The sequence below is a fragment of the Ilyomonas limi genome, assembly GCF_005233845.1.
In the GTDB taxonomy this organism is placed as follows: domain Bacteria; phylum Bacteroidota; class Bacteroidia; order Chitinophagales; family Chitinophagaceae; genus Ilyomonas; species Ilyomonas limi.
The window spans coordinates 321,913-336,429 of sequence record NZ_SZQL01000002.1; the positions used below are offsets into that span (position 1 = coordinate 321,913).

General features: G+C 39.1%; 19 protein-coding genes. 2 read left to right on the plus strand and 17 right to left on the minus strand.

The window, feature by feature from the left end:
* Positions 1–22 precede the first annotated feature (22 nt).
* Positions 23–700: a sigma-70 family RNA polymerase sigma factor gene (locus FC093_RS04780; RefSeq protein ID WP_137260596.1), complete on the plus strand. Its 678-nt coding sequence runs from the start codon at positions 23–25 to the stop codon at positions 698–700.
* A gap of 41 nt (positions 701–741) precedes the next feature.
* Positions 742–996: a hypothetical protein gene (locus tag FC093_RS04785; RefSeq protein ID WP_137260597.1), complete on the plus strand. Its 255-nt coding sequence runs from the start codon at positions 742–744 to the stop codon at positions 994–996.
* Positions 997–1,112: 116 nt separating this feature from the next.
* On the opposite strand, the gene FC093_RS04790 is transcribed toward FC093_RS04785, so the two are convergent.
* From FC093_RS04790 to FC093_RS04870, 17 genes are all read right to left on the minus strand, one after another.
* Complete coding sequence (locus FC093_RS04790; RefSeq protein ID WP_137260598.1) at positions 1,113–1,505, minus strand: cupin domain-containing protein; 393 nt, start codon at positions 1,503–1,505, stop codon at positions 1,113–1,115.
* 138 nt (positions 1,506–1,643) lie between these two features.
* Positions 1,644–2,087, minus strand: coding sequence for a carboxymuconolactone decarboxylase family protein (locus FC093_RS04795; RefSeq protein WP_240743188.1), 444 nt, complete (start codon positions 2,085–2,087; stop codon positions 1,644–1,646).
* Between the two features lie 10 nt (positions 2,088–2,097).
* Positions 2,098–2,949, minus strand: a complete 852-nt coding sequence (locus FC093_RS04800; RefSeq protein WP_137260599.1) for an isocitrate lyase/PEP mutase family protein — start codon at positions 2,947–2,949, stop codon at positions 2,098–2,100.
* 563 nt (positions 2,950–3,512) lie between these two features.
* Entirely contained in the window at positions 3,513–4,232 is a 720-nt protein-coding gene (locus FC093_RS04805) for an FAD-dependent oxidoreductase (RefSeq protein WP_137260600.1), read from the minus strand.
* A 158-nt stretch (positions 4,233–4,390) separates the two neighbouring features.
* A complete protein-coding gene (gene tal / locus FC093_RS04810) occupies positions 4,391–5,491 on the minus strand; it encodes a transaldolase (RefSeq protein ID WP_137260601.1) in 1,101 nt (366 codons plus the stop codon).
* A gap of 478 nt (positions 5,492–5,969) precedes the next feature.
* Positions 5,970–6,623 (minus strand): GTP cyclohydrolase I FolE, encoded by a 654-nt coding sequence (folE, locus tag FC093_RS04815; protein ID WP_137260602.1) that lies wholly within the window; start codon positions 6,621–6,623, stop codon positions 5,970–5,972.
* Between the two features lie 453 nt (positions 6,624–7,076).
* Positions 7,077–7,388: a phosphoribosylpyrophosphate synthetase gene (locus tag FC093_RS04820; protein ID WP_137260603.1), complete on the minus strand. Its 312-nt coding sequence runs from the start codon at positions 7,386–7,388 to the stop codon at positions 7,077–7,079.
* A gap of 100 nt (positions 7,389–7,488) precedes the next feature.
* Positions 7,489–7,833: a 2Fe-2S iron-sulfur cluster-binding protein gene (locus tag FC093_RS04825; RefSeq protein ID WP_137260604.1), complete on the minus strand. Its 345-nt coding sequence runs from the start codon at positions 7,831–7,833 to the stop codon at positions 7,489–7,491.
* Positions 7,833–8,330: a hemerythrin domain-containing protein gene (locus FC093_RS04830; RefSeq protein WP_137260605.1), complete on the minus strand. Its 498-nt coding sequence runs from the start codon at positions 8,328–8,330 to the stop codon at positions 7,833–7,835. Before FC093_RS04830 ends, FC093_RS04825 begins: the two co-directional genes overlap by 1 nt.
* A gap of 203 nt (positions 8,331–8,533) precedes the next feature.
* Positions 8,534–8,890 carry a DUF488 domain-containing protein gene (locus FC093_RS04835; protein ID WP_137260606.1) on the minus strand — a complete coding sequence of 119 codons (357 nt, stop codon included), beginning with the start codon at positions 8,888–8,890 and terminating at the stop codon, positions 8,534–8,536.
* A gap of 24 nt (positions 8,891–8,914) precedes the next feature.
* Complete coding sequence (locus FC093_RS04840; RefSeq protein WP_137260607.1) at positions 8,915–9,355, minus strand: hypothetical protein; 441 nt, start codon at positions 9,353–9,355, stop codon at positions 8,915–8,917.
* The gene (locus tag FC093_RS04845) at positions 9,355–9,750 is read right to left on the minus strand and encodes a group III truncated hemoglobin (protein ID WP_137260608.1); all 396 of its coding nucleotides are present in this window, start codon (positions 9,748–9,750) and stop codon (positions 9,355–9,357) included. Before FC093_RS04845 ends, FC093_RS04840 begins: the two co-directional genes overlap by 1 nt.
* Positions 9,750–10,154 carry a cytochrome C gene (locus FC093_RS04850; protein ID WP_137260609.1) on the minus strand — a complete coding sequence of 135 codons (405 nt, stop codon included), beginning with the start codon at positions 10,152–10,154 and terminating at the stop codon, positions 9,750–9,752. Before FC093_RS04850 ends, FC093_RS04845 begins: the two co-directional genes overlap by 1 nt.
* 7 nt (positions 10,155–10,161) lie before the next feature.
* Positions 10,162–10,416 (minus strand): hypothetical protein, encoded by a 255-nt coding sequence (locus FC093_RS04855; RefSeq protein WP_137260610.1) that lies wholly within the window; start codon positions 10,414–10,416, stop codon positions 10,162–10,164.
* Positions 10,417–10,609: 193 nt separating this feature from the next.
* On the minus strand, positions 10,610–11,644 hold the full coding sequence (locus FC093_RS24775) for a cytochrome c (protein WP_240743190.1): 1,035 nt from the start codon (positions 11,642–11,644) through the stop codon (positions 10,610–10,612).
* 89 nt (positions 11,645–11,733) lie between these two features.
* Positions 11,734–13,899 carry a cbb3-type cytochrome c oxidase subunit I gene (locus tag FC093_RS04865; RefSeq protein ID WP_137260611.1) on the minus strand — a complete coding sequence of 722 codons (2,166 nt, stop codon included), beginning with the start codon at positions 13,897–13,899 and terminating at the stop codon, positions 11,734–11,736.
* Positions 13,900–13,934: 35 nt separating this feature from the next.
* Positions 13,935–14,366 (minus strand): RrF2 family transcriptional regulator, encoded by a 432-nt coding sequence (locus FC093_RS04870; RefSeq protein ID WP_137260612.1) that lies wholly within the window; start codon positions 14,364–14,366, stop codon positions 13,935–13,937.
* Positions 14,367–14,517 lie beyond the last annotated feature (151 nt).

A 14,517-nucleotide genomic window follows, 5' to 3' on the forward strand; every position in this document is an offset into this window, starting at 1 on the left:
TCCCTGATAATACAAAAACAATATGATAGTCTATCAGCAGTTATCCGAAATTGAAATTATTGACAATGTTATTGGTGGTGATATAGCACTGTTTGAGGTACTTATACGAAGATACAACCCCTATTTATACAAAGTTGGGAGGTCGTATGGGTATATTCATCAGGATGTGGAAGACCTGATGCAGGAAACCTTTATCAGTGCTTTCGAAAACCTTGGCAAGTTGCACAACAAGACATATTTTAAGACCTGGCTGATACGGATCATGTTGAATGAATGTTATAGAAAAAGTTATAAGGCTGCCGCAAGAAAGGAAGTGATGGCTGATACTTTTGTATATGAAAAATCTACACCTATGTTTTCAGATAATGGTAATGATGATACAGAAAAAACCGTTGGCAACCGGGAACTGAGCAGCATTATCGAAAATGCTATCAGGCAAATTCCTATGGATTACCGAATGGTATTTTCGTTGAGGGAACTGAATGGCATGAGTGTACACGAAACAGCAATGGCATTGAATATTACCGAAACCAACGTAAAAGTGCGTTTGAACCGGGCAAAAGCAATGCTTAGAAAAGAGGTTGAAAAAATGTACTCTGCGGAAGAGATTTTTGAATTTAATCTTATTTATTGCGATAAGATTGTTGAAAACGTGATGGCAAGAGTAATTAAATCACAAAAAGTGCAAAATGAATTTTGAGGAATAGTAATTGCTGCAACAAAAGAGAAAACGTTATAAGGATGGATAAAAGGGATACTTTTAAAGATTATCAGCAGTTACTTTCTATCTTTTTAAACCTTCAGGAGCAACAGCAGCAAGCTGCTCTTTTAATTGATGACGAAGGATTGACAAGAATAGAAGGTAAGATAACAAACGTTGAACAAAGTGAAGATATAGGCAAAAGCACAATCGCTATTGATAACAAAGAGGCGGTTATTTTGGAGCATATTATTGCTGTTAACGGACTTTTTCGTGATGATTATTCTGAATGCTAAATCTTGCTGTTTTTTTACAAAGTATAGCTTATGTATTTATCAGGGATTAGAATGAATACATAAGCTATACTTGTATTGAAGAGACAAAGTTGATTTACGATCCTATTTATAAGCCGCTAACCCATGGCCAGGGCAAGCAGAAAAAAACTTTCTTTTAAAGCAATTACGCTGTGCGGAACGCGTTTATGCAGCGCGAGCATTTGCCCTTTTTGCAACTCCACTGTTTCGGGCGCTGTAGTAAATCGTATATGCCCTTCAAGTACCTGAACACTAATAATACCATTGGCAGTATGTGTTTTTAGCTCGGCACCTTCATGCAAACCAATGAGCACGATACGCATGGTATCCGATTTAAAAATAGTGATGGAGTTACGGTCACTGTCGTTCCAAGATGGCTCGTTTTGCACCTGCGCTATTAAATGGTTCAGATCCATAGTTACTAAGAAAGCATCTAATGTACGATCCCCCTCAGGGCGTTGTGGTGTAGCTTCGTTTGATTTATTTTCCATGTTTTAATTGTTTGATTTTTGGCGTTCAAAAGAATAGCGCTCAACAATAATGCTATAAAATATAAATACCGGTACATTCTCCTTAGACTAGTTATTATGATATTCTATGTGCCGGTGTAATTCAATTGCCAGCCAATACTAAACAGCACTTCCAAATATTTGTTTTGTTGATACTGTTATCCGGTTCCATGAATTAATGACAACGATTTGCATGATGAGTTGTGCTACACCATGTTCACCAAAAAACTGAACGATTTTATCATAGGTATCATCTGCCACGCCGTCTTCCGAAATCAAGGTAACTTCTTCTGTCAATTGTAACACAGCTCTTTCTTCTTCAGTAAATAATGGTGATTCTTTCCATGCCGATAGTGCAAAAATTCTCCTTGCACTTTCTCCCCTGGCAATTGCCTCCTGCGTATGCATATCAATGCAAAAGGCACATCCGTTTATCTGCGATGCCCTTATTTTTATCAGTTCACGCAGCTTTGGATCAATAGGTGTTGACTGCGTATAAGTTTCTAAAGTTCGCATAGCTTTGTATGCTTCCGGTTCTACGTCTTTAATAGCTCTCCGTTTCAAATTGTAGTTATTAATGGTTTACTAATGCTTTTAGATGATTGGTGGTAATGGGATTATTGGTCACCATGTCCAGCCCTTCATAATCTTTTAAAGTTAAAGCCAGTTCTTTCATTGCAAGTATAGCAGTTCTCAGGAAGCTGGGACCAATACTTACTCTTGCTACGCCAACATCCTTTAATATTTTCAAATCCTGAACGCCGGGTACAGCAATGATGTTTACCGGTGCTTTAAGTTGGGCAACGAGTGTTGCTATATCGTGCTTTTCTTTCATAAACACAGGGAAAAAGCAATCGCCGCCCGCAGCTATATATGCTTTACCTCTTTTAAGTGTTTCATTCCATTTTTCTGCTGCTGTATCTTCAGCCTTTGCTTTAAGATATACATCTGTTCTGGCGTTAATAAATAAAGGCACTTCCATTTCAGAAGCTATTTTTCTTATCAGTTGTATTTTTTCACATTGCGCTTCAATAGAAAGTAATTGACCGTTTTGTTTGTTGGTGTCTTCGATATTAATGCCAACAATACCTGTGTCAATTAATTGCTTAATATTTGTTTCAAGAGATGCGTTATTATCTGCATAGCCACTTTCAATATCAGCCGTTACCGGGATGGTAACGCTGTTTACAATGCGTTTTAAAATACGCAACAGGTCGGTAAAAGGAATGTGTTCACCATCATCATATCCGTTGGTAAAAGCGATAGAAGCGCTGGCTGTGGCAACAGCAACATATCCTAAACTTTGCAGTAACGAAGCGCCTAACGGATCCCAGATATTGGGCAGCACCAGCATTTGCCCGTTATGATGTAATGACTTAAAAGTATTTGCTTTAGCTTGTTGTGTTTGATTAGTTGTGTTATTCATTAAGTAAATGTAAGCCGTATATTTTTTATGCGTATTACATAACAACTACTAAATACGATTGCACCACATTCACTAACGTGGTGCACACTTATACAGAAACAGGAAGGTAAGCAATGAAAGCAACTATTTATTGCTGACTACCTACTGTATAAACTAATTTCAACCTTAGTGAAAGATAAAATACACAGATACATGTAGTTTTATTATCAGCTAAAACAAGCTCTGATAAACGAAAATCCACCTTAGCGTAAGTGGTGGCATTAGCCTGGACAACACGAAGTCTCATCGAAGATAAACGCGCGGAGAGATCGGGTTGTCCCTGAACTCAAAGAGTAACTCATTAGGGCAAGAGCAAATCAATTATTCCCGAAATAACCAAGCGAAGCGCTCTCATAAATACCATTGATAAAACATCAATGCGTTCATACTTTTAGCTGCTTTTTAATCAAGCAAAAAGTGGCAAACAACAACTTGCTATAAGCGGCTGTACTTATACACCTTTGGTGTTTACGCCTGCTACAAAGTAGATAAACTTTGGGAACAGTGTACTGCTCTCGCTAAGCTTAATATCCCGGGAATTCTTCTGTTCTGATATTATCGTCATCAACACCTGCTTCGTTCAGTGTTTTGCGGATAGCAGTTACCATAGCTGCAGGGCCGGAAACGTAATAAATGGGCAAGGTTAAATCACCTATGTATTTTTGCAACATTTCCCGGGTAAAGACACCCCTTTCGCCCTGCCATTCTTCTGATTGTTCAGTGGCTGTCATAGAAGCAACAAACGTGAAATTGGGATTATTGTTTCCGGCTTCTGTCAGTTCATCTAAAAATGCTGCATCCTGAGGTGTTTTATTAGCATAAAAGAGAAAGATTTTATGTGCGGTTTTATTATGCGTAGCCTGCAAAACAATGCTTCTTACAGGCGTGATGCCAATGCCGCCGGAGAGAAAAACTGCAGGGATCTTTGTATTGTTTTGCAGCGTAAACGAGCCGTAGGGTGCATCCATTGTAATTGCTGTACCAACGGGCATTGTTTTAAGGTAACGTTTGTAGGCAGTGTCACGCATCCTGGTGGCAAGCATCAGGCCGGTTTCAAAGGGTGCAGAGGATAAGGAGAACCCGCGCACATTTCCTTCGTCATCCGTATCGGTAGGATTGATTAACGTAAAGTCGCCAAACTGACCGGCTTTGTAGGTAAATCCGTCCGGCTTGTCAAAATAAAATGCCATGGTGCCGGCAGCTATTTCCTTTTTGTCTCTGAGTTGTATTGTATAGACTGGCATGAGCAGAATTTTTATGATAAGTATAGAATAAGCAATCAAAGAAGTTGTGAGTAGAAGGCTTCTGAAAAGTTGAAGACAACTGTAGCATGAAAGCTTTTCATTTTAAATATTGTATGATTCTTCAGCATTGCTGATATTCATTTTTGCTATCAGAACATTCAGACTAACGTCTTCTCTTTCTTGTTATCTATAGCCTTCAATAAAGATGCATATGCTGTATTAAACTTCCCGATTCCTTCCTCTTCCAGCCTTTGGCTTACTTCTTCCATATTAATTCCATTATCTTTTAATTGCTGCAATACGGCGGTTGCATTATTTAGATTTTCTTCCAGGCTATTTTTAGCATGTCCATGATCTCTAAAAGCATTAATCGTTTCCAACGGAAGTGTATTAATTGTATTTCTGCCTATTAAAGCCTCTACATATTTAACATCGCTATAGGCCGGATTCTTGGTACCCGTGCTGGCCCACAGCAGCTTTTGTGGCTTAGCCCCTTTTTTCTCAAGCGTTTTAAAGCGTTCACTTTCAAATGCTTCTTTATAAAGCTGGTAAGCCTTTTTTGCCAGAGCAATAGCTACTTCCCCTCTCACGTGTCCAAGTCCTTTTTCTTCCAATACAGGATCAATCAATACATCTACACGGCTGAGAAAGAAACTTGCTACAGATGTAATATGATCAATAGGTTGATTGTCTTTTACCCTAATTTCCAATCCGGCGATATAGGCTTCTATTACCTCCTGATAACGGTGTAAACCAAACAGCAGCGTAATATTTATGTTAATACCTTCACTGATGCACTTGCAAATTGCAGGCAATCCCTCTTTTGTGCCTGGTATTTTAATCATTACATTTTGACGATCTGCAGCCTTCCATAATTCGGCAGCTTGTGTAATAGTGCCGTTGGTATCATTAGCCAGATGTGGCGATACTTCGAGGCTTACAAAACCATCGTCCCCCTTTGATGCTTCAAAAACCGGCTTGAGCATATCGGCAGCACGCTTAATATCCTTTAGAGCAAATCCAAAAAATATTTCTTCGTTGCTTTTTTGTTCGCTGGCCAGCTTTCTTATATCTTCATCGTAATCTGCACTACTGCTAACAGCTTTTTCAAAAATAGATGGATTGGAAGTAATCCCACTCAAGCCATCTTCATCAATTAATCTTTGAAGCTCGCCATTGTTCATAATCTTGCGGTCAAAAAAGTCAAGCCAAATGCTTTGCCCAAATCGTTTTATACCTTTTACTTTATTTAATTGCATAATCTTTAATTTTTGCGTTATATATTTTTAGAAACGGGTATATATAACTTCTTTCACGTAATCAAAATTCGTCAGGAAAGTCATCTTTATTTTCACCAGATTGGTACAACTTTACTTCAGTTCTCAAATGTTGCAATTCAACACTTGACCATTTTCTTTGAAGATATGGAATCAGCGCTCCTTCTTCATATTGAACATGTTTACAGCATCAGCAAGAGCTGATAATTAAATGGCAAAAAGTATTCGGAAGAATCCAAAACATCCATTCGTTCACTTATTGTAGCTTATAGTAAAGTTAGAAGTTATTTTACCAATAAAAGAGTCTTTTATCCTTTAATACTAGTTCAGGCATATTATATTTCTAAAATAGTAAAGCAATCATAAATGGTGCAGCATTCTTAACGAAACAGTCATCAATATTTGATAGATAACAATTACGCTCACTTAAAGTAAAACTCTCTTCAAGCGAGCTTTTCATTTACAGCATGGAAAGAAATTCCCTTCTTTCATCACTATTCAAAAACTTGCCGGAGTAATGTGTTGTAATCGTACTGCTGTTGGTATCCTCTATGCCTCTTGAAGCTACGCAATAATGTATCGCGTCTATCATAACCGCCACGTCTTCCGTACCTAATATATCTTTTAACGCATCACCAATTTGCCGGGTAAGCCGCTCCTGCACCTGGGGTCTTTTTGAATAATATTGCACCACTCTGTTTATCTTGGATAGTCCAATAACTTTCCCATTAGGTATATATGCCACATGCGCCTTTCCGGCAATTGGCACAAAATGGTGCTCGCAATAGGAATATAACGAAATATTTTTCTCTATCAGCATCCCATTGTACCTATAGTTGTTATTGAACAAAGTAATATCGGGCTTATTTAATGGATCCAACCCGCTAAATATTTCTTCTACATACATCCTGGCAACTCTGTTAGGCGTATCTCTCAAACTGTCATCATGTAAGTTAAGTCCTAATGCCAGCATGATTTGCTTAAAGTGTAAACTGATTCTTCTTATCTTTTCTTCCTTTGTCAATTCAAAAACATCATCATGTATTGCTATATCAAAACACGTTGATGCCCTCTTATCGTCCATCACATCTACTGTTAATTTTCCGTTTATCATAGCTTCTATATATGTTAAAATATACCTCACAAGACCATTATGTCTTAATGCAATTGGGCAGAAATTCAGAAGATGTTACTCATTAAATTGTGTTATAATCCTGCCTTAAATCAATACATTACAACACGCTGAAGTATCTCTTGTATATACTCGTATATAATAGAAAGAATTGCAACAAAAAGGTTACAAAAACTCAGTTATTTATCTTCATTGCACCGAACAAAGAGATAGAAGAAAGTGAAATATCGTAAGCAATTTTAATCTTAGCTTCCCTTTTCGTAGTATGGTTTAAAATGTAGTTTACGCCCTGGCTGGAATAGTTACTGCAAGGGTTAAGCACGCAAAAAGAAGGTTCAAAGTAGTAGAGTAAAATATCTTGTCTAATTGATAAGGATTGAAAAGAACAGAAGATGATTGCTTTAAATAAAGTTGATAGAATACGATAATATAAATTTATTCTTTATGTCGCTGTAATTTTTCTACCATTTTCGCAGAAGTTTCATCGGCAGAAATACCATAGCCGTTTACCAGCACTCCTTTTACACCAAATCCTGGCGAAGAAAGTGCATACACGATCGCTTCATCACCGGGGTTGGATTCGCCTTCAAAGCGATACACTTTATCAATCTCAAAATCATCCGGCGATAATTTTGTATTGCGTTGATGGTAAACGATACATTCACCCTGGATATTAAAATCCAAAGTATAACCTTCCTGCTTTAAACCATCTACGGTTTGGGATAAAGTACCATAACTTTCTTTCATAACTATCCAATTAAATATGCTAATCTATTAGTTACCGGGTTAAAGGTTTTTACTTTTTCTACTATAACTTCCGCCACGCAACGTTATAAATACGCCTTGTCTATTCAACCGATTCTCCACCAATAATTTCTACTGTACTGTTTTCCAGGTTTTCATCTACCAATATCTGGCACGAAAGGCGAATATCTCCGCCATGAACTCCCATTTTTGAGAGTGTTTGCTCTTCATTTCTGCCAAGCGAATGCACCGCTTTGGAAAGACCACTTATTTTTATAGCACAGGTTCCGCACCTGCCCATGCCTTTGCACTCACCAAAATCATCTATATAAATCTTGTCAAACAGCAACATCATCAGGCTGCGATATTCGTAAGTGTAGGTTTGTAGCTCATGCTTTTCGCCTTCGTAATAAGCTGTAAAATGAATAGGAGTCCTGTTTATAGCCATTATAATCCGTTGTTGTTCTTCAACCAAAATTCATCAGCAAAATCATCTTTCAGCGCCGGGTCATGTTGTGCATCTAATTGTTTTCCAATAGTATTTAGCTGCTCATCGGTTAGCACACTTTCCAGGTGTGGAAACAGTTCTCTTTCCTCGTAGCGCACATGATTGTCAACTGTATCAGCAAGCATTGCAACTTTGTTTGTGGCATTGCTTTTATCAGCATTTAAAGCTTGTATTTGTTCTGTAATTTGTGCATGCTCTTTCAAAGCTTTCTGAACGGCTGCATCTTTTACCGGCGCAAATAATATAGTTTCTTCCTCTCTAAAATGCGATTGCATGTGGTGTTGCCAGAAGTAGTTTACATAACTGATGATGCGGCTCGGTTCCACCCTAAACTTCAACCCGCATCTTATCTTCCAGCAAAACAATAATGTAAAATGATGATCTTTTGACAGTTTAACGATATGCACGTTTCGTTTGATGGGTTTCTTTTCCGACATGATGATAATGATTAAAGGAAACAGGCTTTAGTATATTGTTAATTAAACCACATAAGTGTCCGGCGGGTGTTCCATCCGATGATAACCTTCTAATGGATGGCAGCTCACCATCCGAAACCAGATGGCTTATTCTAAATTTATTTGGATAGCAATCTATTTACCATAAAGATTGGCAAAACATATACAGTAAGAACTTTCATTTATTACGCTTCTTTCTTTTCTAAAAATTCTTTTACCACCACCGCCTGGTTATGTTGCTCATCTTTGGCACTGTACACCAATGTTACCGTTTTATGCTTTTTCACCTGTTCTATCAGTTCTGCTGTTGCTGGTGAATCCTGCAGTTCTGCTAAGTACTTTTTACGGAATGCTTCCCATTTTTCCGGTTCGTGATTAAACCATTTACGCAATTCCGTTGAAGGCGCAATGTCTTTTAGCCATACACCAACATGCGCATCTTCTTTTTTTATACCACGCGGCCATAAACGGTCAACCAATATGCGAAACCCGTCTGAAGATGCTATTGACTCATACGCGCGTTTTATTTTTATAGTTGCCATAATGACCAGGTTGAATGTAAAATACTATCGAATAACAAACACTTTGAATAATTGAAAGCCAAGCGTCAGCAGTGCACCTAATTTGATGACCTCCGCAACAACAAAATACCAATGCAATGAAGAAGCAGCAACAGGCTTTCCGCTGATAACGATGTTGGCTCTTGCATCTAAAGCAGGCAACAACCAGAACGTTTCCATAATTAACAAACAAACAGCGAGGGCAAACAAGACTATGCTGAATGTATTTATTTGCGCTTTATTTAAAAAATATCCTACCAAAAGTACTGCTGCAAAAAACCATTCCATTTTATTAAGCGCATTAAACACTAATCTGCCAATACTCAGACCAATTGGTAAGGTAACGCCGGATGCGCGAAACTTCAACCACGATTCCATAAAACTAATAGCAACAACGCAACCCGACCATATCAATACAGCCAACAGCATAATATATTGTTTCACCATTATATTAAAGTTTTAAATTGTTGATTGCGGTAGTGTTCAATTTTCATTTCAAACAGTTGTGCCATTTTATTTGCCCGCCATACTGCTTCTTCTGCTGTATCTCCGCTAAATAATTCGTCAATGGTTTGGGTAAATAGTTGCAGCCATTGCTCGAAGTGTGCATGATCAACCGGCAGCTTTGCATGTGGTGGAAACGGGCTGCTGAAATACGTATGCTCACCTAATAAAACTGTTTGCCAAAAAGTGTACATTTTCTCTAAATGCTGCAGCCAGCGGTCTTGGATTACCGCATTAAAAACGGGCGCTAAAGTGGCATCGTCCCGTACTTTATCGTAAAAAGTATCAACCAGATATTTTATATCATCTAACGTTGCTATGTCGTGTTTGCCGTTCATTATTTTTGAAACAATTGAGTGATTAAGTAATAAATAGCCCAGCCGCCAAATAATATATGTCCTATCCAAACCCAGCCGGGAATGCTTCGTGGTGTTTCGCTTCCTTCAATTAAAAAGACCTTTTGGTCGCCTTTACCGTAAGCGCTTACCATAATAGGAATTACGCCATCCACCACTTCATTTTCTTTAATCCCTTCTACTGAAATATCAGGGCCATTGCGAACGATAAATGGTATTTTACGAATGCCTTCCTTGCCTTGCGGGTCTTTGCTTACAATCCGTAAAAAATGTTCCCCATCAACCAGCTTACGGGTATCCAGCTCAAAGTTGATGGGCGACTTAAATGAGCCAACCGGCTGCTGCTCATCGTCTATAAAAATTATTACAGAGCTTCTGTCTTCCATTTTTACATTAGTTTAATACGGTTCTTTTAATATGGTTGCAGTTACTTTCACCGGGCTTTACCAGCATTTTAATGGCATAAAAAAGGGTTACCAAAACAATAAGAACCATGGCCCAAACAATCACATAATCCCAGTTGCTGTCGGGACCTGCACCATGCGTAATGCCCGATAGTATTTTAGGTTGTTGCTTTTCGCACGCAGGACACGCAATAGCAGCCATCCTTACGATCAACAGACAAATTATTAATAGTATCTTTTTCATTGTAGTTGTTTTTGTCTTCGATATATTTTTTATCAACATTTATTTTATGGCATTATCGTTTGCTATATTGTGTGCTTAGTGCCGCTGCAGTTCATTTACCGAACAAAGCAAAAACTATACAAGAGCGCAACAGGAGTAAAACCTTCCAAAAGTTATATAGCCAGGTTAAAAAATTCTCACCATCCAATCACTACTATTTTGCAGCTTCCGTACCTGTTGATTTTGTTTTAACCAAATCCATTAAGTTTTTTATATCTGCAGCAGTTACCGTCTTTGCATTATTGCCCCAGCTTGTTTTTTCGTGGTTCATGATGGCCGAAATTTCTTCAGGCTTCAGATTGTTGGTTGTACCTATTGGCGGCATGGGCGGAAAGCCTTCTGATACACGCCCGCTATAACCATTCATTATAATATCTACCATTGTTTCAGGATTATCATCCAATACTATTTTGCTTCCTTTCAATGGTGGAAAAGCGCCCGGCAAGCCTTCTCCATTTTCCTGGTGGCAGCTTTGGCAGTTGGCGGCGTATAATGCAGTACCATCCAGCCCCTGCATTTCTCCGGCAGTACCTGCAACCTGTGTTTTTTGTTCTCTTTTATACAAAAACTCAGGAGCAGGTCTTCCATCAGGCAGCTTTACCTGTTTAAGACTTTGCAGGTAAGCTACCAACTGAAGTGCTTCTTTGGTAGCTACTACTTTGCCTTCTTCACTGTTTAAATATTCGGCAGGCACATTTACCACTACATCACCTTTTGCAGGTGTTTTTTTTACTACGAACATCCAGGGATAAGCGGGCATAACAGATTGCTTTACTACAATTCTTGGATTGTACAAGTGTACCAAATGCCAGTCAATGCTTGGCTGTCGGGTACCGATAGATGTAAGGTCGGGACCAGTGCGTTCGGTACCCATTAAAGTAGCAGTATTTCGCCAAAAATCGGTGCGGTGGAAATTGGCATAATCAGCGGCGATGCTGGGCCGCGCCCCCCATACTTTATCCATATCAATATTGCGTACCTGCTGGGTATGACAGGCTACACAACCATTGGCTACATATATTGCTTTGCCCTCCAATGCATCTCCGCTCAACGTTTCTGCCTGTGGTAGCGGCGCATTGTTTTTTTGATTATACAAAGCAGGCAAAATAGCCACCATGAGGGTTAAGAAAAGAAACAAGCCCAGCGCTGCTAAAAAAAGTTTTTTATGGTCGTTAAAAAATTCCATCATATAATATTTTTGCTCGTGTAATGCTTCCCCGTTTCTAATTACCTGTTTGTTGCTTACATGCAACACACTGCGCACATTCACTTTTCTTTTTACTGTACGTCCACCAATTCATGGTCTTCCGAAGCAAATTTTTCTATAGCTTCTTCATTAATGTTGACGGTATATCTCGGACGTATCATTTTGTACATATTAAAAGCGAAAACAAGGTGCGAAGTCCACATCAGCGTACCACCGATAGCGCGCCATAACCAGTAAGGAGCCATGAAAGAAACGCCGTCAATAAATGGTTTCCCGTCCATCCACATCATACCTTTCAAAGTGCCGCCAACCATCAGCGGAATACTGTAAAACAGCAGCCCGATAAATGCCATCCAGAAGTGAATACCTACTGTTATTTGTGGCGGCTCCTGCCGGGTAATGCGTGGTATGATAGCATAAATACCAGCCCAAAGAAAAAAGGCAATAATGCCATACATGGTTAAGTGAGAGTGCGCAACTGTAAAGTCGGTAAAATGCCAGGCAAGGTTGGTAAACCGAAATGCTTCTGCAGTTCCCTGCAGCGAGCCGGTAAAGTAGAAGATGATACCAATGATAAAGAAAGGCAACGTATAACTGCCCGACACTTTATGCCATGAGCCTTTAAAGGTCATAATGAAATTGGTAGTGCCCGAAACCACCGGGATAACCATACCCACACTGCCTATAATGGCAACCGTTTGCAACGACCATGGAATGGCGCTGAATACAAAGTGGTGCGTACCGATAAGTGTATAAAAAAATATTTGGGACCAGAATGCAAGAATACCGAGGCTGTAAGAATAGATGGGTTTGTTTAATTGTTGCGGCAGATAATAATACACCAAACCCAGTGTAAACAACATAAACCACATGCCCACACCCTGGTGCATGTAGTAGCCCTGCGTAATAGTTTCGCCCAAACCATTTTGCCAGAAAGGTAAATACGCTACAAGGGAGATAGTAATGGCAAACATCACAGCAGCTATAATGTACCAGTTGGATACGTATATCTCCCGCGTCTTACGGCGAGCTACTGTTTTAAGAAAATTGGCTAAAGTGATTGCCAGCCCTATGCCAAACAACAACTGAATAGGCCAGATATACTCACGGTATTCACCGCCGCCATTATTAATGCCAGCCATTAAAGCAATGCTTCCAAACAGTACCGCAGCATTAATGAGCAATAAAGTGTACCAGCCCCATTTGATGCTATGAATTTGTACGTTGCCAACACGCGGTACTACATAATACCCAAGGCCTAACATGCCTAACGAAGACCAGCCCCAAAACACTGCATTGGTATGCACCGGCCTGAGCCTGCCAAAGCTCAACCAGCTTAAGTGGTCGGCATCGGGCGCTACAAACTTAATACCTATGTATTCGCCAACAGAAGTACCAAACACCAGCCATACGGTAGCTGTAATTAAAAACCAGATAACCAGTTTCGACAGTTGAGGATCTACCTCCGGGCGCTTAAGCGCTTTTCTTTTCTCTGCGATAAAACGGATATTAGCATGTTCGTTTACATTCGTAATAATGCCTCTGTCGTCTTTTACAGGTAATGAACCGGATAGCTCGTTATGGCTCAGTTTGTAATCAAGCGCTGCCTTTCGCTTTCTTAAAGCATCGGTTATTTCTTCTTCCGGCAGTGACTTTAAGTATTCGGTTAGCCGAGCTACTTCTGCAAGGTTCTGACTGCGGCGGTAACGTTTTGTCATATTTACCACCTTTACAATCATGAGTATGATACCTACAAGAATGGGAGTAAGAATTAAAATAAGCGTTATAATAATGCCACCTTCGCTAAATAAAGAAACAGGTTGTTTGGCAGATGTTTGTGCAAACAAACCTGTATTGTACAATGATGCTACAACAATCATAGATAACACCAGCACCAGCCTGTTACCCGAAGATTTTGGCTTAGTTGTCTCTTTATATTTTAAATAGGTTTCAATCTGTTCGATGTTGAAGGAATTAAGGTATCGCTCTACATTTCCGGTACTTTCTCTATCCTTATCCTTTCTTGTCAATCGCATCATTTCATTTGTTTTAATAAACAGGTAGATTGCAGCTACCAGCACTATCAATACCAGCAAACCAAGCAATATCAGTTCACCTGTACCCGCATGAGCAGACGGAGATGCAGTATTTTTTGCCTGGGCAAAAACTGAAAAAGGAAGTAATAAACATACAATAACCCGTAGCCACTGCACCTTGAAATGCTTATTTGTACTCATAAAAGGAATGATTAAAAAACTTTTTGTAAAAACTATTACTGTTTCAGAAAGGCCAGTCTGCTTTCAAGCTGTTCCTGCAGTTCGTCCACCTTTGCATTTTTCAACATGTCATAAATATCCTGACGTACTATTTTAAACTGGTGATGCAATGGGCATGGCTTATTTTCCGAGCAGGAATCAAGACCTAATGCACAACCGTAAAAAAGTTTATCCCCATCAATAACCTTTACTATTTCTAATAAAGTGCATTTTTGCGAATTGGCATCAAGATAAAAGCCGCCGGTTGGACCTTTTGAGGATTGCAGCAATCCGTTTCTGCATAGATCCTGAAGAATTTTGGCAATAAAATGTTCAGGTGCACTAATCTCTTTTGCAATTTCCTTTATGCCCGTTTTACACTGCTGCTTCGATTTCTGCGCTATAAAAATCATAGCTCTTATAGCATATTCACAGGTTTTTGAGAACATCCAACAATTAAAATTTTAAGGCAAAGGTACATGTTTAAATAATAAAGGATAAATTTATCCTTTATTATTTAAACATGTAATAAAAGGCGATGCATACCTGCTAAAGACAAACTTACAAGTCGATTGATAGGAAGGACTTTATGCAGACATC

Excerpts from the sequence above, each read along its gene's own strand:
- folE (WP_137260602.1), bottom strand. The coding sequence starts at position 6,623 with ATGATAAACGGAAAATTAACAGTAGATGTGATGGACGATAAGAGGGCA.
- FC093_RS04850 (WP_137260609.1), bottom strand. The coding sequence starts at position 10,154 with ATGGAAGACAGAAGCTCTGTAATAATTTTTATAGACGATGAGCAGCAG.
- FC093_RS04820 (WP_137260603.1), bottom strand. The coding sequence starts at position 7,388 with ATGAAAGAAAGTTATGGTACTTTATCCCAAACCGTAGATGGTTTAAAG.
- FC093_RS24775 (WP_240743190.1), bottom strand. The coding sequence starts at position 11,644 with ATGATGGAATTTTTTAACGACCATAAAAAACTTTTTTTAGCAGCGCTG.
- FC093_RS04780 (WP_137260596.1), top strand. The coding sequence starts at position 23 with ATGATAGTCTATCAGCAGTTATCCGAAATTGAAATTATTGACAATGTT.
- FC093_RS04805 (WP_137260600.1), bottom strand. The coding sequence starts at position 4,232 with ATGCCAGTCTATACAATACAACTCAGAGACAAAAAGGAAATAGCTGCC.
- FC093_RS04835 (WP_137260606.1), bottom strand. The coding sequence starts at position 8,890 with ATGGCAACTATAAAAATAAAACGCGCGTATGAGTCAATAGCATCTTCA.
- FC093_RS04790 (WP_137260598.1), bottom strand. The coding sequence starts at position 1,505 with ATGGAAAATAAATCAAACGAAGCTACACCACAACGCCCTGAGGGGGAT.
- FC093_RS04855 (WP_137260610.1), bottom strand. The coding sequence starts at position 10,416 with ATGAAAAAGATACTATTAATAATTTGTCTGTTGATCGTAAGGATGGCT.
- FC093_RS04830 (WP_137260605.1), bottom strand. The coding sequence starts at position 8,330 with ATGTCGGAAAAGAAACCCATCAAACGAAACGTGCATATCGTTAAACTG.
- FC093_RS04840 (WP_137260607.1), bottom strand. The coding sequence starts at position 9,355 with ATGGTGAAACAATATATTATGCTGTTGGCTGTATTGATATGGTCGGGT.
- tal (WP_137260601.1), bottom strand. The coding sequence starts at position 5,491 with ATGCAATTAAATAAAGTAAAAGGTATAAAACGATTTGGGCAAAGCATT.
- FC093_RS04845 (WP_137260608.1), bottom strand. The coding sequence starts at position 9,750 with ATGAACGGCAAACACGACATAGCAACGTTAGATGATATAAAATATCTG.
- FC093_RS04785 (WP_137260597.1), top strand. The coding sequence starts at position 742 with ATGGATAAAAGGGATACTTTTAAAGATTATCAGCAGTTACTTTCTATC.
- FC093_RS04825 (WP_137260604.1), bottom strand. The coding sequence starts at position 7,833 with ATGGCTATAAACAGGACTCCTATTCATTTTACAGCTTATTACGAAGGC.
- FC093_RS04870 (WP_137260612.1), bottom strand. The coding sequence starts at position 14,366 with ATGTTCTCAAAAACCTGTGAATATGCTATAAGAGCTATGATTTTTATA.
- FC093_RS04800 (WP_137260599.1), bottom strand. The coding sequence starts at position 2,949 with ATGAATAACACAACTAATCAAACACAACAAGCTAAAGCAAATACTTTT.
- FC093_RS04865 (WP_137260611.1), bottom strand. The coding sequence starts at position 13,899 with ATGAGTACAAATAAGCATTTCAAGGTGCAGTGGCTACGGGTTATTGTA.